The 24,915-nt window shown below is 42.3% G+C and carries 23 protein-coding genes; 15 read left to right on the forward strand and 8 right to left on the reverse strand.

The window, feature by feature from the left end:
• The first annotated feature begins 6 nt into the window (after window positions 1-6).
• Complete coding sequence (gene purM, locus C0V70_RS06885; protein WP_102243131.1) at window positions 7-1,008, forward strand: phosphoribosylformylglycinamidine cyclo-ligase; 1,002 nt, start codon at window positions 7-9, stop codon at window positions 1,006-1,008.
• On the opposite strand, the gene C0V70_RS06890 is transcribed toward purM, so the two are convergent.
• From C0V70_RS06890 to C0V70_RS06910, 5 genes are all read right to left on the reverse strand, one after another.
• A complete protein-coding gene (locus C0V70_RS06890; protein ID WP_102243132.1) occupies window positions 1,005-1,580 on the reverse strand; it encodes a hypothetical protein in 576 nt (191 codons plus the stop codon). The genes purM and C0V70_RS06890 overlap by 4 nt on opposite strands.
• A complete protein-coding gene (gene purB / locus C0V70_RS06895) occupies window positions 1,580-2,884 on the reverse strand; it encodes an adenylosuccinate lyase (RefSeq protein WP_102243133.1) in 1,305 nt (434 codons plus the stop codon). Before purB ends, C0V70_RS06890 begins: the two co-directional genes overlap by 1 nt.
• A 15-nt stretch (window positions 2,885-2,899) precedes the next feature.
• Complete coding sequence (locus C0V70_RS06900) at window positions 2,900-3,547, reverse strand: hypothetical protein (protein WP_133566758.1); 648 nt, start codon at window positions 3,545-3,547, stop codon at window positions 2,900-2,902.
• A gap of 13 nt (window positions 3,548-3,560) precedes the next feature.
• Window positions 3,561-5,309 (reverse strand): TolC family protein, encoded by a 1,749-nt coding sequence (locus C0V70_RS06905; RefSeq protein ID WP_102243135.1) that lies wholly within the window; start codon window positions 5,307-5,309, stop codon window positions 3,561-3,563.
• A gap of 74 nt (window positions 5,310-5,383) precedes the next feature.
• Window positions 5,384-5,734, reverse strand: a complete 351-nt coding sequence (locus tag C0V70_RS06910; RefSeq protein WP_102243136.1) for a hypothetical protein — start codon at window positions 5,732-5,734, stop codon at window positions 5,384-5,386.
• Between the two features lie 59 nt (window positions 5,735-5,793).
• On the opposite strand from C0V70_RS06910, the gene kdsB reads away from it, so the two are divergent.
• From kdsB to C0V70_RS06945, 7 genes are read left to right on the forward strand one after another with little or no spacing between them, the layout of a single operon-like run.
• Entirely contained in the window at window positions 5,794-6,567 is a 774-nt protein-coding gene (gene kdsB / locus C0V70_RS06915; protein WP_158649604.1) for a 3-deoxy-manno-octulosonate cytidylyltransferase, read from the forward strand.
• Window positions 6,554-8,167, forward strand: coding sequence for a CTP synthase (locus C0V70_RS06920; RefSeq protein WP_243733600.1), 1,614 nt, complete (start codon window positions 6,554-6,556; stop codon window positions 8,165-8,167). Before kdsB ends, C0V70_RS06920 begins: the two co-directional genes overlap by 14 nt.
• Before the next feature lie 3 nt (window positions 8,168-8,170).
• Window positions 8,171-8,971 (forward strand): 3-deoxy-8-phosphooctulonate synthase, encoded by an 801-nt coding sequence (gene kdsA / locus C0V70_RS06925; protein WP_102243138.1) that lies wholly within the window; start codon window positions 8,171-8,173, stop codon window positions 8,969-8,971.
• The gene (locus C0V70_RS06930; RefSeq protein WP_102243139.1) at window positions 8,971-9,531 is read left to right on the forward strand and encodes a KdsC family phosphatase; all 561 of its coding nucleotides are present in this window, start codon (window positions 8,971-8,973) and stop codon (window positions 9,529-9,531) included. The genes kdsA and C0V70_RS06930 overlap by 1 nt, the downstream gene beginning before the upstream one ends.
• Window positions 9,531-9,800 carry a DUF493 family protein gene (locus tag C0V70_RS06935; RefSeq protein ID WP_102243140.1) on the forward strand — a complete coding sequence of 90 codons (270 nt, stop codon included), beginning with the start codon at window positions 9,531-9,533 and terminating at the stop codon, window positions 9,798-9,800. The genes C0V70_RS06930 and C0V70_RS06935 overlap by 1 nt, the downstream gene beginning before the upstream one ends.
• Complete coding sequence (locus tag C0V70_RS06940) at window positions 9,797-10,828, forward strand: NAD(P)H-dependent glycerol-3-phosphate dehydrogenase (protein ID WP_102243141.1); 1,032 nt, start codon at window positions 9,797-9,799, stop codon at window positions 10,826-10,828. The genes C0V70_RS06935 and C0V70_RS06940 overlap by 4 nt, the downstream gene beginning before the upstream one ends.
• 2 nt (window positions 10,829-10,830) lie before the next feature.
• Window positions 10,831-11,691, forward strand: coding sequence for an ADP-ribosylglycohydrolase family protein (locus tag C0V70_RS06945; RefSeq protein ID WP_102243142.1), 861 nt, complete (start codon window positions 10,831-10,833; stop codon window positions 11,689-11,691).
• Here C0V70_RS06945 and C0V70_RS06950 read toward each other — a convergent pair.
• On the reverse strand, window positions 11,672-13,885 hold the full coding sequence (locus C0V70_RS06950) for a protein-disulfide reductase DsbD family protein (RefSeq protein WP_102243143.1): 2,214 nt from the start codon (window positions 13,883-13,885) through the stop codon (window positions 11,672-11,674). The genes C0V70_RS06945 and C0V70_RS06950 overlap by 20 nt on opposite strands.
• A 188-nt stretch (window positions 13,886-14,073) precedes the next feature.
• On the opposite strand from C0V70_RS06950, the gene C0V70_RS06955 reads away from it, so the two are divergent.
• The 7 genes from C0V70_RS06955 to C0V70_RS06985 all read left to right on the forward strand — a co-directional run bounded on the left by C0V70_RS06955 (window position 14,074) and on the right by C0V70_RS06985 (window position 21,631).
• Complete coding sequence (locus tag C0V70_RS06955) at window positions 14,074-15,390, forward strand: sensor histidine kinase (protein WP_102243144.1); 1,317 nt, start codon at window positions 14,074-14,076, stop codon at window positions 15,388-15,390.
• A gap of 31 nt (window positions 15,391-15,421) precedes the next feature.
• Window positions 15,422-16,183: an ABC transporter substrate-binding protein gene (locus C0V70_RS06960; protein WP_158649605.1), complete on the forward strand. Its 762-nt coding sequence runs from the start codon at window positions 15,422-15,424 to the stop codon at window positions 16,181-16,183.
• A gap of 95 nt (window positions 16,184-16,278) precedes the next feature.
• The gene (locus tag C0V70_RS06965; RefSeq protein WP_102243146.1) at window positions 16,279-17,064 is read left to right on the forward strand and encodes a tetratricopeptide repeat protein; all 786 of its coding nucleotides are present in this window, start codon (window positions 16,279-16,281) and stop codon (window positions 17,062-17,064) included.
• Entirely contained in the window at window positions 17,057-18,139 is a 1,083-nt protein-coding gene (locus tag C0V70_RS06970) for a hypothetical protein (protein ID WP_102243147.1), read from the forward strand. The genes C0V70_RS06965 and C0V70_RS06970 overlap by 8 nt, the downstream gene beginning before the upstream one ends.
• Before the next feature lie 58 nt (window positions 18,140-18,197).
• The gene (gene guaB, locus C0V70_RS06975) at window positions 18,198-19,667 is read left to right on the forward strand and encodes an IMP dehydrogenase (RefSeq protein WP_102243148.1); all 1,470 of its coding nucleotides are present in this window, start codon (window positions 18,198-18,200) and stop codon (window positions 19,665-19,667) included.
• 6 nt (window positions 19,668-19,673) lie between these two features.
• A complete protein-coding gene (gene guaA / locus C0V70_RS06980) occupies window positions 19,674-21,230 on the forward strand; it encodes a glutamine-hydrolyzing GMP synthase (protein WP_102243149.1) in 1,557 nt (518 codons plus the stop codon).
• Window positions 21,221-21,631 carry a hypothetical protein gene (locus C0V70_RS06985; RefSeq protein WP_102243150.1) on the forward strand — a complete coding sequence of 137 codons (411 nt, stop codon included), beginning with the start codon at window positions 21,221-21,223 and terminating at the stop codon, window positions 21,629-21,631. The genes guaA and C0V70_RS06985 overlap by 10 nt, the downstream gene beginning before the upstream one ends.
• A gap of 14 nt (window positions 21,632-21,645) precedes the next feature.
• Here the strand turns inward: C0V70_RS06985 and C0V70_RS06990 are convergent, their stop codons facing one another.
• A complete protein-coding gene (locus C0V70_RS06990) occupies window positions 21,646-23,937 on the reverse strand; it encodes a fatty acid cis/trans isomerase (RefSeq protein WP_208107814.1) in 2,292 nt (763 codons plus the stop codon).
• Window positions 23,938-24,000: 63 nt separating this feature from the next.
• Complete coding sequence (locus C0V70_RS06995; protein WP_243733601.1) at window positions 24,001-24,912, reverse strand: hypothetical protein; 912 nt, start codon at window positions 24,910-24,912, stop codon at window positions 24,001-24,003.
• Window positions 24,913-24,915 lie beyond the last annotated feature (3 nt).

Raw genomic sequence — 24,915 nt, forward strand, 5'->3', positions numbered from 1 at the left:
GTTTTCATGAATTATAAAGACAGCGGCGTAGATATCGAAAAAGGTGACCTCTTTGTAGAGCGCATCTCAAAAATGGTAAAGTCCACTTATAACCAACAAGTCAAGAGTGGCATCGGAGGCTTTTGCGCTCTCTATGCCATGGATGAAGAAAGATTTCTCGCTTCATCAACCGATGGAGTGGGAACAAAAATTAAACTGGCCGTAGAGCTTGGAGTCCACGACACAATTGGAATCGACCTGGTCGCCATGTGTGTGAACGATTTGATCTGTTCAGGCGCAAGACCTATGTTTTTTCTGGATTACTTTGCTTCAAGCAAACTGGATTTAAAAGTTTCAGAAGCAGTCATCAAAGGAATTGTGGACGGATGCCTTCAGTCTCAAATGGCACTTATTGGTGGAGAGACCGCAGAGATGCCAGGAATGTATCAAGAAGGGGATTATGATCTGGCAGGATTTTCTGTTGGGGAAGTCATGAAGTCTTCATTAGTTGATGGATCACGTATTCAAAACGGGGATACGCTTATCGGGATTGCGAGCTCAGGTTTTCATTCCAATGGATTTTCTCTGGTGAGAAAAATCCTGGAGAAAAATAACTGTAACCCGGATTTAAAACGTGCATGTTTAACTCCGACGAAAATTTATGTAAAGACGATCATGTCTCTTCTTAAAACTCACTTTACCCATGTAAAAGGAATCGCCAATATTACTGGATCTGGATTTCTTAACATCCCACGCATGAATGAGAACTTTGATTACCATGTCACTGAAGCACCAGAGCTTCCCCTTTTTATGAAAGAAGTGTGTGACCTCTCAGGTCTCAGCACAAAAGAACTTCATAAAACATTTAATATGGGAGTAGGAATGGTGGTTGCTACGGATGCACCGGATACGGTCATTGCGGAGCTGGAAAAATTAGGGGAGAGAGCTTTCTTTTTAGGGCATATCACTAAAGGAAAAGGTGAGTACCATTTCAATCCAAAAGGCTCAACAACAGGGCATAATTCTTAAGATTTAAATTTTTTCAGAGCGGCTTCATACTCCGCTCTGGAAATTCTTCCAGATTCAAAAAGGCGTTTTAGGTCCTGAAGATTGTGTTCACGGCGAGCTTCCCCCAAATCTTTTTTCTTAATTTCTTCATGAATAGCATTTGTTGCATACTTATTAGGAGGAAGAAGGACCAAGATAATTGTTGAAAGGAAATCTATATAAGGCAGAGAAAGAAAAACAATTGTAAGCACGCTCTCAACTTTCGTTAGGTTGCGATTCACAATGTCTCTGATTCTTTTAATATCGACTAATCTTAAAATCAGGATGAAAACAAACTTTAAGACGATGTCTAAAGTCGATTGGCCAACAGTTGATGAAAGAAAAGGAACTATCGTTTTCGTTTGCGGGTTTGATGAAAGAATATGAATCAACTGTGGAAACTGCGGGCTACTTTGAACTGCAACCAGGATTCCCGGGTAGTAAATGTAGCGAAAACCAATCAAAAACCAAAAAGCGTTATGAAGAGCATAGAATAAACGATTCAGCTTTCCCTTAGGTGAAAAAAGCGAATTGTTGTATTCCAATTTTTCCATTACAACACTCGGTTAAAAATCTGATCGACAGACTTTAAGTAGATGTTGCGAAGTCCGTCTGCATTGACCTCTGGAAGAGTCACCGTTTCTTTTCTTGTTTTTAATTCATTTTGAATCAAGTCGCGGAAGCGCTGAGGGTTTGTTTTGGCATCGGCATCAAAAGATGCGGCCTGAACAACAGCGTATAAATCTTCTCTGGTTAAAGACTCACAGTTTTTAATCAGGAAGTGCAGGTAGAAGCTTGAAAGGTAGTGAGTGTGGTTTAACACTTTAGCTTCGACTACTTTTTCATCGATATCTAAGAGATTGAGCGTCGTCGTGAAACGATCAAGAGCATAAGTTAAAATCCCAAAGTGGTCTGGAAGATAAAGTCTTTCTGCGCTTGAGTGAGAGATGTCTCTTTCGTGCCATAGGATTGAGTTTTCCAGGGCCAGAGTCAGGTGAGAGCGCAAGAAGCGCGAAAGACCTGTCAGGTTTTCGCTGGCAATTGGGTTCTTTTTGTGTGGCATCGTGCTTGAGCCTTTTTGGCCCGGTCTAAATCCTTCGGCCACTTCTTTTACATCAGAGTGGTGAAGGTGACGGATTTCTACCGCCAGTCTCTCAATAGCATTGGCCACGAGAGAAGTAATAGAGATCAGTTTTGCCAGGCGGTCGCGTGGGATAATCTGAGTTGAGACGTCTTCAACTTTTACTCCTAGTTTTTTAGCGACACTTTCTTCGATATCTGGAGTCAGGATCGTGTAGTTTCCTACGGCCCCTGAAAGCTGGATAGTGAGTTCATTTTTATAAAAATGTTCTAGGTCTTCTCTTCTTCTTTTAAATTCAGCGTAGTGACCTAAAAGTTTTTGACCAAAGCTCATGGGCTCGGCATACATTCCGTGTGAGCGGCCTAAGGTCATAAGCATTTTTGTTTCAAGGGCGCGCAGCTTTAGTGCTTCCATAAAGCTGTCGTAAGATTTCATCACCACTTCAAGAGAAGCTTTAATCTGTAAAGTTAAAGCACTGTCGATGACATCTGATGAAGTCACACCGTAATGGAAGTATTTCCCAATTTCAGTAGGGAGTTGCTCGGTAATTGAAGTACAGAAGGCGATGACATCGTGTCTGGTTGTCAGCTCGATCTCATCGATTCTTGCGGTGTTGATTTTAGCGGTGTCGCGGATAGTTTTTGAAATCCCAGATGGGATCATCTTTTTTTCTTCCAGCGCACTTAAGAGTTCCAGCTCGATTTGAAGGAAAGTTTTAAACTTGTTTTCATCACTCCAGATTGGGGTGATGGCCTTTGCTTCATAACGAGGAATCATAATCCACCTTAGGTTTTAGAGGTAAAAACTTAAATCCACACCCATTGTCAAAAACCCTAAAGTTAGTGAGCGCTGAGAGCTGGTTTCCGTATCATTTTCTTGTGATCTTTTTACCACAGCGAGGTTGTAATTGAAATGAGCACCGGCACTAAAATAATCGTTGAAGCGCTTATAAACAGAAAACTTTGCCATCAGCCCCGGACCACTAAAAGATTTCCCAGAGAAATCTTCTTTATAGATATTATAAGTCAGGTTGGCGGCCATAAGTTCATAGATGTAGTCGAAGGGAAGCAGTGTTTGTGCGTAGCGAGTTTCGCGACCAATCCCTAAACCAATGCTCGTCAGGGTGTTTTCTTGCTCAGCGAGCTGATCATCTGTTGCGCCTGTTGCTGTGGCATTGTTGGCCGAGAACTTATTAAAAAGTCCTTTGGTCATCATGACGTTGGCGTCGGCCCAGAAGTTCTCCAGTTTTTTTCCGTACGAGAAGTTAAAACTGCTCATGTCCGCGGCCTTTGTCAGGCTTGGGTTTACCCCCAACATGAAAGAGAAGCGGTTGGTGTGAGAAGGATTAAAAGTTGTTTCGGTGTTTAACACCAACTCGCCATTAGCTGCAAAGGCGCTGGCCGAAACGAATAACAAAGAGGCTGCGATTGTTTGTTTCATTGTATATTTCATCTTATTTACCTTTTACTCTTGTTGCTAGAAGTTCGAAATTCTCTCCCGGGAAATCCTCTACACCCATTAAGCGGGCAAGTGTCAGCTTCTGTTGTAAGTGCTGAAGCTTAACTTGCTCATAGAACACCTTTGTATTGCTCAGGTCTTCAAGAGAGAGTGAGAAGTCGTAGAATTTCGTTCTGCCGTTAAGGTAATTGTCCAAGATGGTATCAAAAGTTTTTTGTAAGCTTGGAAGGCGGGCTTCCAGGATCACGATTTGATTTTGCAGAGAAAGAATTGTTTTGTAAGTCTGTCTGATAAAAGACTGAGTGTAATGCGTATTCTTTTCAAACTCTTTCATGGAAATTTCTTTTCCAATGCGTGCAGTGGCCAGTTTGTTTGAGTTTAAGAATCCATCTGACCCGGTAATGGCCCAGGTTGTATTGATAGAAGCAACCAATTCAACGTTTCCGCTTCCGCCATAAGTTTCATAGCGAGTCGTGTTGGTCGATGGTCCAAATTTCTTGTTGTAAGCGCCCAGGTTTACCGAAAATTTTGGCAGTGGCATATTTTCTTTTAAGGCCACATCGTATTCTCTCTCCGCATTCTCCATTAACATTTTATTAGTTAATAGAGTCGGGTTATTTTTTTCTGAGATTTTTAGCGCTTCATCCAGCGTGATTTTTAATCTTCTGTAGTCCAGTGTTTCGTTGATAACGTATTTTGTCCCGATCGGGTCAGCGATCTGGAAAGCGACGCTTTCATCGGTTTGATCAGAAGTTATTTTGGCGTCGTGGTATTCATTTTGCGCTTTTAAATACTCACTTCTTGCTTGGTAATAGTCTTGTTTTGATGTTTTCCCGATCGTGATTTTTTCTTTGCTCAAGCGGTAAACGAAAGAAGACTGGCGAAGTTGATCCTGGCGGATTTTTTCAATGTTTTTTGACGACATTAAAGTGAAGTAGCTGTTGATCAAATCAAGTTTTAACTCTCTTTTTGATTCGTTATAGATTTGCGTATTTCTCTCGTAAATCCCTTTTTTGTTAAGATAAATTGCGTAATCCTTACCCCAGTTGAAAACAGTGTAATCTCCTAGGGAAAGACCTAAAGTTCCACTTGGAGAAGTCGAGTGAGGATTTGTCGGAGTGCGCTCGCTCGATCTGAGTGTGGCGATTTTTTGATCGTCAGTTGTCAGCGAGAGTTTTAGCTCTGGAAGCCAGAAAGCACTTTTTGTCCCAGAGAAAGCGATCTCGTTAAGTTCTTGCTGTTGACCGCGGATATTTTGGTCGTAGTTTTTTCTTAGACCTTGCTCGATAACGTCATTGAGCTGCAGGTTTTTATAAACGTCGTTGAGTTTATATTTGTCTGCTTCCTGCACGTAAATTTCTGTTTCAGTTTGCTTTTGGGCGCGCACTTTTGGCGCAGGTTTATTTTTTGGTTTTAAAAGTTCTTCCTCAGAAACAACTCCAGTCTTTTTTTGCAGAGGAGAAGTCTTTTCAGGAGCATTCACTGGCTCAAGTTTTTCCACTTCATCAGTCATGGCATCGACATTTTGTGAAGGGATGGCCTCTGTCTGCGGTGTTGGAGGAGTTGCGCTCTCTCCAGCTGGCAGGGATTGTGGCCCGTCACTCATTTCTCCTTCGGGAGCGCCAATTGTTGATGACTCTGAGCCGCTTTCCAGTGTTTCAATAGTGTCATCGTCTTGTGCATGAGTGATTTTTGGGGCGATAAGGCTTATCGCAATGAGATACAATAAGAGATTTTTAGTCATCGGCGCAGTCTCTCTAAACTAATTAGTAAATATTTAGAATAGGATAGAGTGCGCGGTATGCATTGAAAAGTTTTTTATAGCGTTACGCCGGGACAACCTTTGCGGACGATATTCTCTTCCTGGTACTGAATTTGGGTGAGAGTAAGAGTGAGTTCGTGCTCCAAGTGACCAAGATTCACTTCGAGTTTCTTTTTTAAAGTAACTTTATTCTCAGGAGTGATCTCCTGCAGGTGCTTATTTCTCTCGATCATGGCCAGGATGCGTTGTTTATTGGCAATTTTCTCTTTTCTGGTCTCAGTCAGGAGGTCGCAGCGGCGGCTGATGCTCGGGTCAGTAATGACGGTGCGCTTATAATCTTCAGCTCGAAGATTCAAAGAATATCCGACAAAAAGACTCAGAAAAAGTAATGAAAATCTTTGGGCCATACCGAGGCGTCTCCTCTATAATAGTAAGCTTATTATATCTTATTTTGGAGACCTTTAAAGTGAGTAAAAAAAGTGTCCTCATTTTAATTCCCGCCCGTTTTGCTTCAACTCGCTTTCCTGGAAAACCACTGGCGATGATTGCAGGCAAGAGCATGATTTCAAGAGTTCTTGAAAACTGCCAAAAAGCCTCTTGTGCCGATATTTCGTTTGATGCTTATGTTGTCACTGATGACGACCAAGTAGAAAACCATATCAAGAGTTTTTCCCAAAATGTCGTGAGAGTTGATGACGACGTGATTTCGGGAACACTTCGTATTGAACTTGCTTACAGCAGGCATTTCAAAGAAAAGTCTTATGACCTTGTGATCAACGTGCAGGGGGATGAACCACTTCTGGAAGGAAGTGACCTGGTTCGCCTGGCGGAGTTCCATTTAAATAAGCCGGTAGAGATTGCGACACTGGTAAAAAAGCAAATGGGCTTTGATGATGTTTTTAGAGATCCCAATAAAGTGAAAGTGGCCATGAGTGAAACAACTGGTGACGCTTTTTATTTTTCCCGCTCGCCGATTCCTTTTAAAAGAGATGCGGGAGTAGATGCTAATAACGATTATTGGTTTCTACACATCGGTGTTTATTCATACAAACCAAGCGCACTCAGCGCCTTTTCAAAAGCTCCAGTCTCGAGACTGGAGGATCTTGAAAAACTAGAGCAACTTCGCGCCCTGGAAATGGGCATGAAAATCGGAGCTCTGGAAACTAGAAGTGTCATCGTCGGAGTCGATCATCCGGCAGACGTAAAAAAAGTAGAAGAGGTATTAAGTGGCAGAAATTAAGAAACACAAAAAGTACATTTTCATCACAGGTGGAGTTGCAAGCTCACTAGGAAAAGGTCTTGCGGCCGCAAGTATCGCAGGTCTTCTGGAGCGAAGAGGGATTAAGGTTTCCATGCTAAAGATGGACCCTTATATCAACGTCGACCCGGGAACAATGAGCCCTACCCAGCATGGAGAAGTATTTGTCACTGACGACGGTGCTGAAACAGACCTGGACCTTGGTCACTATGAGCGCTTTACATCTTTAACTCTCAAGCGTGAAAGTAACTTTACGACTGGTCAGGTTTATTTAAAAGTTATCGAAAACGAAAGAGCGGGAACATACTTAGGAAAAACGGTTCAGGTTGTTCCGCACATCACTGATGAAATCAAAAGAAGAATTCACACTGCGAGTGAAAACTGCGACATCTTAATCGGAGAGATCGGTGGAACGGTTGGAGATATTGAATCGCTTCCATTCATTGAATCAATCAGGCAACTTGCTCTTGATGAGGGAGCGGCCAATGTTCTTTTTATTCACCTGGTTCTTCTTCCTTACATCGCAGCTGCTGGTGAGTTAAAATCCAAGCCTGCTCAGCACTCGGTAAAAGAGCTGATGTCTCAAGGGCTTTCTCCGCAAGTGATCGTTTGTCGTTCAGACAGAGAAGTGGATGAGGACACGCTTGATAAGATTTCTCGTTTCTGTAACGTTCCTAGAAAAAACGTTTTCCAAAGTATCGATATGGATTCAATTTATAAAGTTCCGCTTGAATTCCACAAGCAAGGGCTGGATGAAAGAATCAGTGAGCTTCTGGGGATCTGGGCTCCGGAACCAAAGATTGCTGACCTGGAAAAAGTTGTTCATAACTTCACTCATCCACTAAGAGAAGTAAAGATCGGAATTGTTGGTAAATACACCGACCTGGTCGAGTCTTATAAATCTTTAGATGAAGCTCTTAACCATGGAGCGATTGCTAACCAGTTAAAGTTCAAACCAATTTATATTGATTCTGAACAACTGGAAAAAGGCACTAACCTGGATGAAATCTTCCAGGGAGTTCAAGGGATTTTAGTTCCTGGTGGATTTGGAAGCCGTGGAACAGAAGGAAAAATTAAAGCGATTGAATACGCCAGGACAAAAAAGATTCCATTCCTTGGAATTTGTCTGGGTCTTCAATTATCAGTTATTGAATTTGCCCGTCACGTAGCAGGAATCAAAGACGCGACATCTGAAGAATTCCAAAGCGGTGGAGAGCACCTGATCCATTATATGGAAGGTCAATCAAGCACAGGTTCAAAAGGTGGAAGCATGAGACTTGGCTCTTATGAGTGTCACCTGGAGCCAAAGTCGCTGGCACACAAAATTTACGGCAGCGATAAAATCCAGGAGCGCCACCGTCACCGCCTGGAAGTGAATAATATGTATATGAATAAACTTATCGGTGCAGGCCTGGTTGTTTCAGGCTTTAACCGCGAATTAAACCTAGTGGAAGTGGTTGAGCTTAAAGATCATCCGTTCTTTATTGCCTGTCAGTACCACCCGGAATTTAAGTCGAAACCTTTTTCTCCGCATCCGCTTTTTAAAGCGTTTATTGAAGAGTCTGACAAAAACAGGAAGTAAATTATGACAAAACCAAAATTAGATCTTTTTATCGGTTCATGTGTTCTGGAGAGTGAAGAGCTTGCTCTAGGAATTGCTGAGCGTTTAGTAAAAGACCTTGAACCATTCAAGGATAGAATCACTCTGACTTACAAAGGAAGCTTTGATAAAGCTAACCGCACGTCGATTAATTCATACCGAGGTCCGGGAATTGATGAAGGGATGAGAATCCTTAAAAAAGTAAAAGATACTTTTGGCCTTCCAGTGCTGACAGACTTCCATGAAGCAAGTCAGGCAATGAAGCTGGCGACTGTGGTTGACGTTCTTCAGGTTCCAGCTTTCCTATGCCGCCAAACGGATATGATTGCTGCTGGAGCAGAGGCGTGTGCTAAATATGGGCGCATCCTAAAAGTGAAAAAAGGACAATTCCTTTCACCGGAAGAAACAAAAAACATCGTTGATAAAGCGACAACTTTTTTACCAAAGAACCAAATCCTTTTAACGGAAAGAGGATCGAGCTTTGGTTACAACAACCTGGTTGTTGATATGGCCTCTTTCCAGATCATGAAGAGCTTTGGAGTGAAAGCGATTCACGATGCTACTCACTGTGTGCAAAGACCTGGAGGACTAGGGACAGCGACAGGCGGAAAACGCGAGCAGATTTTAGTTCTGGCCAAGGCCGCAGTGGCCGCAGGTGCTGACGGGATTTTTATGGAGTGCCACCCGAATCCAGATAAAGCTCTCTCAGATGCTTCGACATCTCTTCCGCTTGATCAGATCAAGGGAATCGTTGAGCAGTTACTTAGAATTTATGAGGTAGTGTAATGGCCCAGCCTTTAGATGAAAAAAAGTCACTGTTAGTGACAGCAAAAAAGTTCGAAGACAAACTTAAAAAAATCAAAGTTTGCCTTTTTGATATTGACGGTATTTTGACTGATGGAAAAATTTCGTGGGAAGGAGACGATGTCGGGTTTAACCGCACGACTCACGCACTGGATGGACACGGTTTAAAAATGCTGATGGAAGCAGGACTAAAAGTAGGAGTGATCTCAGGTGGAGATTCAAAAGGCGTGAGAAAACGTTTTATCGACAACCTGAAACTTTCATTCACTTATTTTGGAAATGAAGACAAGCGCGAAGCTTACAAAGAAATCTTAGCCCTTGGTTATAAAGACGAAGAAATCCTTTTTATGGGGGACGAGTTTATTGATCTGCCAATTATTAAGCGCGCGGGATTTTCGGCGACAGTGCCCAATGCCAGCTATGAAATTCAGGAAGCTGTAGATTACATCACTCACCGCCAGGCCGGGGATGCTTGTGCCCGCGAGGTGATTGATATCGTTCGTTACGCTCAGAAAATTCCTGTGAAGGTTTTGGAGTTTTAATGAACCCATTAGAAGACAGGTTACATAAATTAAAACTCGTTCTCGATGAGACAGTGAAGTTTCCGACCGAGTATCTTTTTAAGTTTATTGTTCCTATCAGCGAAGTTCACCAGATTCTTTTCATTCTTCAGGGAATGGAAATTGAACAGAAGGCTTCGTCTAACGGGAATTATATTAGTGTCAGCGGGAAGACAACGATGCAGCAGAGTCAGGACATTATTAAAGTCTATGAACGTGCAGCGGCCATTAAAGGAGTTATTTCTCTATGAGTACGACGAAGAGACAAGTGGCACTGGTTATTGGGGCCGGGGCCTTCGGGACAGCGATTGCTCAGGTTTTGGCGCAGAATTTTGAAAAAGTTATTTTAAAAGTTCGCTCTAAGGATATTTACGATGCGATTAAGGCCGGAGAAAATTCAATTTATCTTCCAGGTCTAAAAACTGCCAGCAATATCGATGCAGCTCTTTCGTGGGATGAAGTCGATGCCATTGGCGGGAAGATCGAATTGATTGTTTCGGCACTTCCAAGTAACGGTATCAGTGAGTACTTCAAGGAAAACTACGACCGTTTCTTAGGCTACTTTATTAAAGGTATCCCACTCATGTCTCTTTCAAAAGGGATTGACCCGGACACATTAGAATTATCGGATGATTTATTCTTTGATATGTACCCACACTTTAAAGACCAGTTCTGCTTTTTATCCGGGCCAAGTTTTGCTCACGAAATTATGCAGGATCAAATCACACTGGTGACTTTGGCCGGAAGATCAAAACAAGTTTTAGAAAATGTGGCCTCGATGGTTAACACCAGTGCCTTTAAAGTTTTAGCAAGCTATGACGTTAAAGGAGTTTTATTAGGGGGGGCCTTAAAAAACATCCTGGCCATTGCCGGAGGAGTTATTGAAGGTCTGGGTTATAACCACAACACCAGAGCGGCGATGATCACTCGTGGGATTGCAGAAATGCTTCGTTTTGGGGCCGTCTACAATGCCCGCCCGGAAACATTTTATGGTCTCTCAGGAATGGGGGATTTAATTCTCACGACGACGGGGGATCTTTCAAGAAACAAAACATTTGGTCTGGAACTCGCTAAGGGAAGAAAGGCCGAAGAGATCATTAAGTCACAACGTTCAGTTGTTGAAGGTTATAAAACAGCAAAAGCGGCCCACTTTATTTCAGAGCGCTTTGATATCCGGGCTCAGATTTTTAATGGCGTTTATGGCGTTTTATATGACGGACTTGAGCCAAGAGAAGTTATCACGAAGCTCATGAGAAGCCCTTCGAAGTTCGAATCATAAATATGACAACATTACAGTCGCGCTTTTTAGGATCATTATTAGGACTCGCTGTTGGAGATGCCCTGGGCGCTCCGGTGGAGTTTAAGGCCCGCGGGAGTTTTCCCCCAGTGGAAGACATGCAGGCGGGTGGACCTTTTAATTTGAAAAAAGGACAGTGGACTGACGACACATCTCTTGCTCTTTGTTTAGGGACGAGTCTCGTTGAGAAAAATGGCTTTGATCCATATGATCAGATCGAGCGCTATATAAGATGGTTTCGCGAAGGCTATATGAGCTGCACCGGTCACTGTTTTGATATCGGTAATACGACAAAAGCGGCCCTTTTAAGGTACGAAGAAAATAAAGATATTTATGCAGGCTCAGTAGATGATCCAGCAACTAATGGTTCATTGATGAGGCTTGCTCCTGTGCCACTTTTTTATTTTAAAAATCTCGAAGACACAATCAAGTATGCAGGGCTTAGTTCTAAAGTCACTCATGCACCTTTAAATTGCATTAAGGCCTGCGAAGATTTATCTCTCTACATTCACCGCGCACTTAAGGGTGAAACAAAAGAAGGGATCTTCAAAGATGCTTTTTTTGATTTTTCTAAAAGTTATGAAGAAGTCTCTGGAAAAGGGGACGCGCTTCTTTGTCTGGAAGGGGCCATGTGGTGTTTTTATCATTCAGAAAGTTTTGGCGAAGGCGTAAAGCTTGCGGTGAACTTAGGTGATGATACGGATACGACTGCGGCGGTTTTTGGGCAACTGGCAGGTGCTTATTACGGAGTGGAAGCTATCCCACAAAACTTTTTAGAAGATCTGTGGGACAAAAAACTTATCGAAGAGTTGGCGCTGAAGCTTTTTAATTCAGGTGCTCTTTAATTCTTTCAATCGTCACTGTTTCACCAAGATTTACCAGTGTCCCATTTTTTTTCTGCACGAAATAAGCAGGAACTCCTACCATTCCGTTCTTTCTTAAAAAGCTACCAATGATTTCATCTCTTTTTGTCCAGTCACCGATAAGAAGTTTTACGTTGTTTTCAGTCACGAAACTCTTAAAGGTATCAGTGTCTAAAACTAATTTTTCATTCACTTTACATGTAAAGCACCACTTTGCGGTGAAATCGATAAAGACAGGTTGGCCGCTGGCCTTCAAATCATCCATGGCCTTTTCTGACCACGGCTGCCAGTCTAATCCTTTAGCTTGTTTGTCGCGGATGAGGGCCGTTTGAGGCTCTGTGCTTACAACCATTGTCGTCGTGGCGATATTGACAAAAAGTCCAAGGGCGGCCAGAAAACTAGCACCTGCAATCCATCTTTCTTTTTTCTTTGAAAGCATAAAACCAACAAAGATAAAAACCAGGATTGTTCCAAGTTTAATTAAGTGAGAAGAGCCATCAACAAGAGCGTTGTAAACATCAAGAAGCCAGATAGCTGTCAGGATGAGAGTGACACCCAGGAGTTTTTTGACTGTGTTCATCCAGTTGCCAGGCTTGGGAATAAAAGACACAAGTGCCGGGTAAATCGCCGTCAGGATAAACGGGAAAGCAAGACCAAGCCCGATCATTAAAAAAATCAGGTAAATTTCCATTGGAGGAGAACTAAAAGCAAACGTCAGGGCCGTCCCCAAAAAAGGAGCTGAACATGGAGTTGATAAAACAGTGGCAAGAACACCGCTTAAAAAATCTCCTGTAAGGCCTTCGTTTAGTTGCATGCCTCCAAGCTTTGATCCTCCAGGAGTTTTAAATTCAAACATCCCAAAGAGATTTAGTGCGAAGATAAAAAGTGCAATCACCATGATTGCTACGAATGTAGGAGACTGCAGTTGGAAGCCCCAGCCGACCTGTGAGCCAATCGACTTAAGTGAAAGAACGACTGTGGCCAGGACAGCAAAGGTGAAAAGAATTCCCAGCGTATAGAAGAAGTTGTGTTTTAAAATCATCTTGTGTGATTCGTTTTTATATTTCACCAGCCCGAAGAGCTTAATAGAAATAACCGGAAGAACACATGGCATGATGTTTAAAATGAGCCCGCCGACAAAGGCCAGGGCAAGATAATAAATTAGTGAGTTTGAACTGGTACTAGCATCGACGATAACCCTGGCAGACCCCGCAGAAGAGGCAGTTCCTCCCATGTCGATTGGTGGAGCGCCTTCAGCTTTTTGTGCGACTGTTACTTCTGATAGTTCAAAGTTTGAAAATTTTTTATCGACGATAAAAGCTTTTCTCTGAATCGGATCATTAAAAAGAAAGCGAAGAGTGTAAGGCTTTTTAAATTTTCCATCAGCAGGAAGCGGTTGTGGTGGGTCCTGGTATTCTCCGTCCCAGGCAATTTCAGTGACTCCCTTTAAGCTCTCTTTTTCAACCATAAGGTTTTCATGTTTCACATCAAAAGGAATTTGCGGGAACGTGTACATTAAGTTCGTATTTTGCAGAAAGTTTACTTCAGTTGTTTTATCTACTGTGTAAGTAAGAACTAACGTACCAGGCTTGCTGCCTTTAGAAAGTTTAATTTTTAAGTAATCAGGGATGACTGCCGTTTTTGGTAGAACGTCAAACCTTTCAGATAGAACTGTTGAATTTAAGTTAGGCAGAAGATCTGCTGTCGTCGTTGTGACATTTCCTGGAGCAATTTTAAAGTCAGTAATTTGTTGCCCGGGAACACAGATGTGTTTACAGACGAGCCACGTCGATTTTAACTGAATGCTTTTCCCGCTGTATTTATTGAAATCGCTTTTAGATAATTTAAAGAAAAGAGAGTAGCTGTCTTCGTATCCATAGGCCCAAAGATTTCCTGGTTCAATAAAGCGTCTTGGCGCTGGCCATTCCATTTCTTCAAACTTAACTTCTTTGCCGTTGACCGTGAAAACATTTTTAATGGCAAGGCCTGCGTCACCAGGATTTTTCCAGTAGGTGTGCCACTTCTGGTGGTTTTCAAAATTAAGTGCCAGGTATTCATCGCTGTCTTTTTTAAAAGACTGAATCCCAAATTTCACAGGTTTTGCCGGAACCGATTCATCAGCACTAAAGGCAAACGTGGAAAGAGTCATTAGAAGAAAGAGAATGGTCAAACGCATATATAAAACCCTGAAAAAGTAGATGGTCCAATCTTTAAAGATCCTTAAGAATTTTACTCCCGGCCGGAGGCAAAAACAAGCTTTCTCATTGTTAACTCTGGATAACAATATCCTTACAAAGAGTTTACAAAGTGAGGCCCATTTCGCATACTGTTTCTAGTATAAAAGCGCGTAAATAATGGGTAGCGATGTTAAAGAAATTCTATCTTTTGCTTGATTTCTTCTTACCGGAACACGTAAGTGACCAAGTCGACATTACGACGCTCTTTAGGGCCCGCTCTATCGTTGCGGCAGGAATACTGGGCATTGTGATCCTGGCCTTGTTTTTCCTGGGTGCCAATATCCTGCAGATTAACCTTTTTGTGCGTATCGGGATTCTCTTTAGTCTTATTTCGCTTGTATCCCTAGTCGTTTTTCTCAAAACCAGAGACACCAACTTTGAAGCTTCTTTAAATATCGGAGCGGGGATTCAAATCGTCATTCTTTACTCGGCCATTTACTTAAGTGCTTTTTCTTCGCATGGTATGGGGTTCTTTGGCCTGATTTGGCTGGTTCCTATCAGCCTTATGTCGGCCTTCTATTTTAAGCCGCTTTATGGGACTATCTGTTTTTTCATCAACATGATTATTCTGGCGGTTCTTTTTACTGCTTTTCACGATCGCTTTTTTGCACCAATGCAGTATTTGGAGAACTTTAAAAGTGTTTTTCTTTTTTACTTAGCTTTTGTTCTTGTTTCAGCGTCGCTTCTGTCATTCTTTTTTATTCAGCTCAATGAACTCCTTAAAGAAGAACTCTCTAAACAGAAGGGGCTTTTGCTTGAGAGTGCTAAGTTTCAGTCACTGGGACAAATGGCCTCAAACCTGGCCCATGATATTAACAACCCACTTTTTACGATTCAGGGAAAACTTCATCAGATCAGAAATTTATTTTCTCACGATGAACTGGACTTGGATAAATGTGATCAGATTATTGAAGATGTAGAAGGAACAATTTTGAGGCTTTCTCAAATTGTTAAAGGGATCAGTACCTTTGCCAGACAGGGTCATGGGGATCAGATGGTGTCGGTGAGTGCTGATGAACTTATCCGTGGGATCGTTCTTCTGGGTTCAGACCGCATTGTTCAATCGGGGATTACTTTTGATTTAAAGATTGCACCTAATACAAAAGTTATCTGTTACCCGTCATACATTACTCAGGTGTTGATTAATTTAATGAACAACGCCATCGATGCTCTTGAGCACGCAGAAATGAAAGTGATTCAGGTTGAAGCATTTACTAATGATAAATGGGTTGAGATTCATATTAAAGACAGTGGTCCTGGAGTTGCTCTGGAGCTGCAAAATAAAATTTTTGAATCCTTTTTCACGACCAAAAAATACGGCAAGGGCACAGGCCTTGGGCTCTCTATTTCTAAGGGACTAGTTGAGGCCCATGAAGGAGAGCTTAAGTATCAGCGAGTCGGTGAGATGACGGATTTCGTGGTCAAACTTCCTAGCTATGAGTAACTTCAGGTATAACCCCGAACGCCTTATTTGTATGACCGAAGAGTCGGTGGAGTTTCTTCATGCCATTGGCAGAAGTGATTTGATCGCCGGTGTTTCTGTCTATGCAAAAAGACCTGCGGAAGTTAAGCAGCACCCGGTGATTTCAGCTTTTACTCATGCCAATCTAAAAAAAATTCAAAAGATTAAACCTGATCTTGTCATTGGTTTTTCCGACATTCAAAAAGACATTGCCCGCGACCTGATCGCCGAAGGCATTGACGTTTATATTTCCAACCAGCGTTCATTAGAAGAGATTTTTCGTTATATGTGGACGCTGGGTCACATGGTAGGTGAAGGAGCAAAAACCGAAGCTTATTTAAAAACCCTGGAAGAAAAGATGGCCATGGGGCGCGCTTTTGCCAAGACGTTAAAGAAGCGACCGAAAGTTTATCTTGAAGAGTGGGATGAACCTCAAATCTGTGGGATTCGTTGGTTTAGTGAGCTGGTCAGCCTTTGTGGTGGAGTTGATATCTTTGAGGCCAGGTCATTGGAAGGGGTGAAGGCCTCTGAGAGATTTGTCTCTAATAAGGAAGTCGCTTTTCACGATCCTGATATTATCCTGGCCTCATGGTGTGGGAAAAAGGTCGATATTGAGAGCATCAAAAACCGTCCAGAGCTTATCAATGTAAGCGCTGTTAAAAATAACGCCATATTTGAACTAGAGCCCGAGATCTTTCTTCAACCAGGGCCGGCCCTTTTTGTTGATGGAATTGATCGGATAATCGACTTATTTAGTTCATTTAATTCAAAATAATTCCTCCCCCTCATACTTTGATTAAATTTTTTTCCAATCCTGCCGAAAATCATAAGGAGAACTGCCAACCTTTATGGCCTTTTTGGAAGAAACTTATGAAAAATACACTTTTAGCATCATGTTTGATCATTCCTCTGGTTACATCTTGTAGCTTTGAAGGGGAGATGAAAAAAATTGAGCACAAGGCCGCTTTGATTAATAAGTACGAAAACGTTGCACTTAAGCTGGCAAAAGAAAATAGAGAGCTTCGTGCAGAAGTTAAAAGACTTGAATTTGATATTCAAAAGTTAAAGCAAGACAAAGCTTTTTCAAATAAAGGCGGACACGCTGAAGAGTCACTAGCAAGCAATTCTCATGGAGAAGCTCCTGCTCATGGCGGAGGTCATGGTGAAAGCCATAGCGCGGCCCCATCGCGCGCGATTGCCAGTGTAAAACCCGCTGCATTTGAAGTGAAAAAAGACTTGGTAGAGTGGAAGACATATAAATGGTCTGCTGATGATATGGTGAAGATCGCTGATAAAGAATTTAAAGCAAAGAACTTTGAAAAAGCAGCACAGTTCTACACATCACTAGTGAGCTATTATCCGGACTTCAAGCACCTTGATGATGAATTCTATTTTAAAGCAGGGATCTCTGCTTACGAATCAGGCGAGCACCACGAGTGGACACTTAAGCACTTTGGGGTGCTGATGAACAAGTACCCAACATCACAATATTTTAGAAGCGCAAAACTTTGGGTTGCCCTGACTCATATGAAGATGGGTGATAAAGCGAAGTTCTTTGCGACTGTCGAAGAATTTAGAAAGAAATATAGAAATACAAATGAGTGGAAAATTCTAAGCTCATATTATGAAAAAATTGAAGAGAAAACCAATGAATAAATTATTAGTAGCAGTCATTGCTTTTATCCCGGCTCTTTCTTTTGCAGCGGCCGTTCAATTCGGACGTATCGTTGACATTAAAGGAGCAGGGTTTATTTCTTATAACGGTGAAACTCATGAAATCAAAAAAGGCGAAGTGATCTACGCCAATTCTGAAATCGTTGTCGAGCACACCGGGCAAGTGACTTTCACCGATAATGCTGACCATCGATTTTTTATGGGAAGTGCAACGTCGGTTGCTGTCTCTCCAAACAATGTTGAATTAAGAAGCGGGGACCTTTGGGTTCAGTCACTAAATAAAATGGACGACGCTAAATTAACGTCGGCCAACGCTACTGTTAACTACCAAGGTGGAGAAGCGATTTTCTCTTACGACTCTGCTAAAGGAAAAACTCAGCTGATGGTGATCAATGGGCTGATGAAATTTTCAAACTTAAGACAACCGGCGCTGAATCTGACAGTGGCAGAAGGAAACTTCTCTTTTGTCGACCAAGATTTTGAAGAGGGAATGCCACGCGATCCAACTCCAGTAGGAGCAAAAACATACGGCGAACTCGTTTCTCTTTTCCCGGGTGTTGGACCAATGGATAAAAAATCTGCTGAGATCTTCAAAGGTCAAGAGGAAGGTCATACTGCTTTGACAAAAAGAACGATTGCTTCTGTGCCTGAGCACCACGGTGCAGAGTCTCATGGAAAAAAAGAAGCTGCTGAACTTGAAAAAGAGTACAAAGCTGAAATCATGAATATGAAAAAACCTGCGCATGAGGTAGTGACAGCACCTGTTAAGAAAGAAGCTAAATCAAAACCAGTGGCATCGACACCCGTCGCTAATAAATTAGTTGTAAAAATTTACGGATTACAGGGATCAGAGACTAGTGCAACGACAGCAATCTATGATATACCTTCTGTAGACAAAAATGTTGTTACAAGTAAGAGAGCGCCGGCTTCTGTTCCGGAATCAGTTTCTGAAACAGTTGTAGACCAGGCCGTTCCTGCGGAAAACATGAATACAATTCCAACTACACCACATTATAAAGAAAGCGATAAATTAATTGACCAGCTCAACAAGCTCTAGCTTGTTCTGGTGGGTTTAATTCTTAGATCTGCTTTTTTTTGAAAAAAGAGGAAGCAGTATGACTAAAGTCAAAGAACAACTTGCACTTACTTACGACGACGTTCTCATTAAACCTGCTTATTCTGAAAACTTGCCTTCAGAAACGAGTACCGAAAGCAGATTCTCCCGCAACATTTCCCTCAACATTCCTATCGTTTCCGCAGCGATGGACACAGTCACCGAGGCTCCTTCTGCCATTGTTTTAGCAGAAGAAGGCGGAATTGGTGTTATCCATAAAAACATGACGGCCTACCGTCAGGCGGAAGAAGTAGAGAAAGTAAAAAAGTTTGAAGCGGGGATGATTTTAAATCCAGTAAGCGTCGATGAGGATACGACTCTTAGTTACGTGATGGACTTAAAAAGACAAAAGAAAATCACCGGAGTTCTAGTTGTTGATAAAAACAAAAAAATAGCCGGGATTCTTACTAACCGCGACCTGCAGTTAGAGTCGAACTTCAATCAGAAAGTTAAAGATGTTATGACGAAAAAAGAAAAACTCGTCACGGCAGATCCAAAAGTTTCAATTGATGAGGCTAAAAAACTTCTGCACAAACACCGCATTGAAAAACTTCCACTGGTGGGAGCTGATGGATCAGTTCATGGTCTTATCACTGTTAAAGATATTCTAAAAACGATCACTTTCCCTAACGCCAATAAAGATTCATTCGGACGCCTGCGTGTGGCCGCTGCTATTGGGGTAGGAGAAAAAGAATTTGAGCGCGCTAAGATTTTAGTGGAAGCTCACGTCGATGCTCTGGTTGTTGATACTGCTCATGGACACTCTAAAGGTGTTTTAGAGATGGTTAAACTTTTAAAGAAAACGTTTCCACAAGTAGACGTGGTTGCCGGAAACGTTGCGACTGCTCAAGCTTGTAAAGACCTTATTGCCGCCGGAGTAGATGGAGTGAAAGTAGGGATTGGTCCTGGATCAATTTGTACCACTCGTGTTGTTGCCGGTATTGGTGTTCCGCAATTCTCTGCTGTTTTAGAATGTGCAGAGTTCTGTAGAAAAGCAGGTATTCCAGTAATCGCCGATGGAGGGATTAAACTCTCGGGTGACGTGGTGAAAGCTCTCGCTGCTGGGGCCAACTCAGTTATGATTGGTTCTCTTTTTGCCGGAACTGATGAAGCTCCGGGAGAAATGGTTTTATACCAAGGGCGCGCTTATAAAGTGTACCGTGGGATGGGATCATTGGGAGCGATGACATTAGGATCAAAAGACCGCTACGGCCAAGGAGCGGTTGAAGATATGGGGAAACTTGTTCCGGAAGGAATTGAAGGACAAGTGCCTTACAGAGGATCTCTTTCAACCAACATCTTCCAGCTAGTGGGAGGTCTGCGTTCGGGAATGGGTTATGTGGGAGCAAAAAATCTTGCAGAGCTTTTTGAGAAGGCAGAGTTTATTACGATTTCGAACGCTTCATTAAAAGAAAGCCATCCACACGATGTCTTTGTGACTAAGGAAGCGCCAAACTACAGGTTGAGTTAACGAGATATGAAAAATTTTGAAAAGATCATCTGGATTGTGGACTTTGGTTCTCAGTACACTCAATTAATTACCAGAAAGACCAGAGAGCTTGGATACTCCAGCGAAATTATCGCACTGGAAGAATGCCACAAGCGTTTTCAGGAAGGTCATCTTCCTAAATGTCTGGTGCTCTCTGGTGGCCCTCAATCGGTTTTTGAAGACCCGTACGACTACAGCTTTATTTTTGAACATAAAGACCTTCCCGTCCTGGGGATTTGTTACGGGATGCAACTCCTGGGGAAATTCTTCGGTGGAGTGGTTGAAAAAGGAATCATCGGTGAGTACGGGCACGCTGACATCCATTTCACTAATCAGTTTAAAATTGCCGGCACTCCCGGGAAAATGAGCGTATGGATGAGTCACTCAGATCACGTCAGCCGCGTGCCTGCGGATTTTGATGTGGTGATGGAGAGTTCAAATAAACTGGTCTCGGGAATTAAGCACAAATCAAAACCCATTATGGGACTGCAGTTTCACCCGGAAGTTGAACACTCAAAACACGGAAAATCGATTCTTAATTACTTCTATCAAAAAGTAGCGAACCTTTCTAAAGACTGGAATGCCAGTGAGATGCTGGAAGAAGCTTTTGAAATGGTCCGCGAAATCGGCGATAAAAAAGTCCTATGCGCTTTTTCCGGCGGAGTTGACTCGCTGGTGGCCGCAACTTTATCAGAGAGAATCTTAGGAAAAAACCTGCACTGCTTTTTTGTCGACAACGGACTTTTAAGAATTCAGGACTACAACCATATTCAAAAGTTAAAACGAGAGACTAATCTCAATATTGAAATCGTAGATGCAAAAGATGATTTCTTAAACGCGCTAAAAAGCGTTGATGAACCGGAACAAAAAAGAAAAATCATCGGTCGCATGTTTATTGAGATCTTTGAAAAGAAAGTTCACGAATACGAAAAAAATCACAAGATTCATTTCGAGTACCTGCTTCAGGGAACTCTTTACCCGGACGTGATCGAGTCTTCGCCGCATATTAATGGTGGAAAGTCGGTGACGATTAAGTCTCACCACAACGTGGGAGGGCTTCCGGAGAGAATGAAATTAAAACTCCTAGAACCTCTTCGCCATCTTTTTAAGGATGAAGTGCGCGAGATGGGTCTTTCTCTTGGATTAAAACGCGATTGGGTTTACCGCCATCCATTCCCAGGTCCTGGGCTTGGGGTGAGAATCCTGGGAGCGATTGAACCAGAAGCGATCCGTATGGTGCAGGAGTCGGATCAGATTCTTTTTGAAGAACTGATTGAGGCTAAACTTTATCAATCAACGTGGCAGGCCTTTACCGTTTTTCTTCCCATTAAAACAGTGGGAGTCAAAGGGGATGGTCGCGCGTACGAGCACGTGATTTGTCTGCGCATGGTAAATTCAAGTGACGGGATGACGGCCAACTGGTCACACTTTCCCCACGAATTTTTAGAGACGGTCTCTCGCCGAATCACCAATGAAGTGAAGGGGATCACCAGAGTGGTCTATGACATTACTTCAAAACCTCCGGGGACAATCGAGTGGGAGTAAGCACCAACGAAGGCATTCTTCTTTTTGGGCTCTTTAAGATTTTTTTGGGACTTTTTTTCCTGGCGATGTTTCTTTTTTTTAGAAGAATCAAACTCAGAAGAGAAGTTTCAAAAAAAGAAAAACTCTCTTTTTCTTTAATTCTCATTATTTTGCATTTTGGTCTGATTGTCCTCAACTGGTACCTCGAGCTTCCAGGATATAAATTCCACAGCGCTTTATTCAATAGCGCTTTAACGGCTCTATTGGGAACGTACTTAATCGATGCGTATCTTGTGGAAGGGAAAAAGGCCGATGTTTATTTTGAAATGTTCAGGAAATCCGAAATCACTCCCAGTGATATTTTTGCTCTTATCATGGGAGTGATTTTTATCGTGATTGGTATCAGAGGCATTCTTATCTAGTTATTGTTGTCTGGTTACTCCATCACATAACGAGTCAGATCCAGATGGCCGGCCTCAATTGGAAAATCCTTTCTATAAACTGCGTTTAATAGGTCATAAGTTTCCCAGAAATCAGGTGCCACTCGAGAGACAGCATACTTTTTCTTCAGCTCTTTGTAGTCATTGATGTTGCTGATCTTTAAGACTTGATTCTTGAAATTCACCAGGTCAGTTTCCTTCACTTTGAAAAACAGATTCGGATAGTAGCTATAGAAACCAGCAAGAATCGTTAGCGTGTCTTCCTTAGGCGCGAGTCTTAGCGACTCACCCAGAATCCATGAAATGTTTTCGTGTTCACGGTTTTTCATCACGGTAAAGACTTCAACTTCTTTGTTTTCTTTTGTGACAACCAGGTAAGCATCCTCAGGGAAGAAAGTTGGGAAACGGAATTTTCCTTTTGGTTTTACAGCTGAAATATCTCTTAAATGAGAAGCTGCTGGCGTTAAGGGACCTTTTTTAGCTTCTTCCAGAGGAAGCCTGACATTTTTCCAGTTGATAAAATCGGCCGGGCCTTTTACATTGTCTTTTAAATAACCATAGAGAACTTGTTCAACAAATTCACTTTTTGCATGTTTGGGATTTTTGTATTTTACCTGTGTCGGCGTTTTGGTATCAAGAAGTGGGAAGACATATTTTAGCTTCGCTTCCGCTAGAAATCCTTTATACCATTCTTTGCGATAAGACATGCGCGATTGAGGTGGAAGAAAAGAAAGAAACATTTCCTCGGCCTCCATGCGGATTAAGTCCATATAAATGCGCGTAAGCATCTGGTGAGAGATGTTTCCATAAACGTCAAAATTCACCACCAGGTTATAAACCAGCCTTTCCATTAAAGCATAGTCTAAGAAGAAAAGAGTTTTAGGCAAATCACCTTTAAATCCTTTGATGACCACAGCATTGTCATTGTGTCTTAAGACCGTCAGTGCAGCGTTGCTATTTTGACCATCACCGTCCCATAAATCGCTAAGGGCATACCCGTGAGGATGGTTTTTCTTTGTTTCTAAGGCACGAAGATTTCTATAGCCCTCGCGGTGCTCGACGATTTTTTTTGTCAGTCCCCAGGTGTCGGCGAGTTTGATGTCACTGCCCCAAACACCAGGAAGGATCAGAAGATCGCGGGCCTTGGCCTCAAATTCTTTAGAGAGAACCATGTTGTCTGATTCAGGACTAATGAACATGACGTAAAATTGTTCCTGAATCGAGTTCACGGCATTGCTGCCGTTACAAACCGGCCCTTTGATGAAAGTGCTAATGATGTAGTGGGCATTGTCCAACAAAAATTGGTAACGGGCCTTTACCGGAATATCAAAGAAGGCGATAAAAGGGTTTTCTGCCGCCTCCGAGGTGTATTTTTCTTCCTCAGCTTTTTTATTAACTTCCCACTTCGTAGAGAAGAAGAGTTGCTTAAATCTCTCCATCACTTTTGGAGTGAAAGAAAAAGGCATATGCGTTTTTGCCACAATCGTCAGGTCCTGGTGTTTTAAGCAGTAGAAGAACTCCTTCATCCCCGGGGTGTCGTTGGCCCTTCTGGTGGCAATTTCAGAAATTCCTTTATCGCATTTCGTTTCAGAGCGCACCAGGCGGTAGAAGTCGGTTGGTTTTTCCGGGAAGTAGATGTGAGCGAGAAAAAGATGTTCGTATAAGTAACGGCTCACCAGTTTTTCTTTTTCAGATTTTTGGTTAAAGAAATTTTCCCACTCTCTAACCTGGGATTGTGTTTCTTTAGGAGGTGAGAGAGTTTTTGGTCCGGGAGCACCGTTTGCGAGCCAAGTTCCTAGAGTCATGCGCTCTTTTTCTGTAATCGGTTGAAGAGCGTAAGGCATTTTGATATTGAGGCTTTCAGCAAAAAGCGCTTTTAAGTTTTTTGTATTGTCGATACATGCCACACTTTCTTCAACTGTGTTGAGTGGCAAGTCTCTTTGAGTAAGAGGTTTCGTCCCTAAGAATAGATAAAAAAGGTTTTCATCCAAATCGCGTGATGTGTTGGTGTCGAAGAAACCAAGCTTTCTCCAGTCGATAAGCGTTTTTCCGTCAATTCCCGGACGAGTTGGTGGAACACTGTCGATACGAGTGCCTTCGTAAACGTTTTTATGGTGAGCTCCACGCGAAAAGTTGTCATAATTTTGCAGGTTCACCTGGCAGGGGCCATTGAGGCAACTGTGGCAGGCAATGCAGCGGTTATCAAAAATGGGTTGAATCTCTTTGCGGTAATCCTGAGCAAAGACCAGAGACGAACAAAGCGAAAGCAGAGTGAAAATAATCTTCATGAAAATCTCCTAAGAGATCATGATAGAAGAATCCTTTTCATAAAAGAAGAAAAATATGCAGAGTTAATCAAATAGAGACAGCTGTGGCTTCACTGATTCTTTGGCAGAGATGATTTCGCGCGTTTCGTGCAGGAGAACCTCGCGTTTTGAGAAAGAGTCTTTGAAAGTTTCAATAACAAAAAAGCTCATTTCCGGATACTTTTTCTTTAAATCGCGCATCTCTTCAGTAATGAGTTCAACATTTTTATGGTCGTCGTCGCTCATTCCGAAACGATGAAAAGGTGAGTAACCGTATTGATTGATCGCCTTTTCAACACTGGCGCGGATTGCGTGTTTTTTGAGTTCGGCCACACTTTGCTTAAAGTGAATATCCCCTAAGTCTTTTCTCACTTCAGGGTTAGAAACGGGATAAATACTGTGGTAGTTCGGCGAATGTGGCAGGTATCCCGCTTTAACGATCTGGTCAACACCTTCGATAATAGTCGTTGGGTGATGCCCTCTGGCCGTGATTAATGAAACCGGACGCTCATTGTAAGTGGCGTGATAGAAATACTCCCATGACGGAGCTTTCCAGTGAGTGTCGACTTCTTTTAGTGCTTTTAAAACGTCTTCGACGAAACCTTGTTTTTTTCCAGCTCTCACTTCAATCGGGTTTAAGTCTTTATCGCGGAAATGGCGGAAAGACCCATGGGCATCGTTGAAGTCCATGTAGTAATCAGCATAAGGGCCAGAGATCCCGATGTGTTTATTCTCGTGAGCGAATTCACCACTTGAGAGTGAAATTTCCGCTCCGGTTTTTTTGTGAAAAATAATGATGGGAGTAGAAAGAAAAGCGACGTTGTCGTCGAAATCAAAAAAGTAAAATGATCTTCCACCTAAGTGAAAATTTCTATCCTGCTCTCTAGGCACGTCGAAGTTGAAGCTCAACTGGCCTGGAAGCTGGGGAGAAGGTTGTCTCGTATTTTTTCTTTTCATAAA

Origin of the sequence: Bacteriovorax stolpii (assembly GCF_002872415.1) — a bacterium.
Taxonomy (GTDB): Bacteria; Bdellovibrionota; Bacteriovoracia; order Bacteriovoracales; family Bacteriovoracaceae; genus Bacteriovorax; species Bacteriovorax stolpii.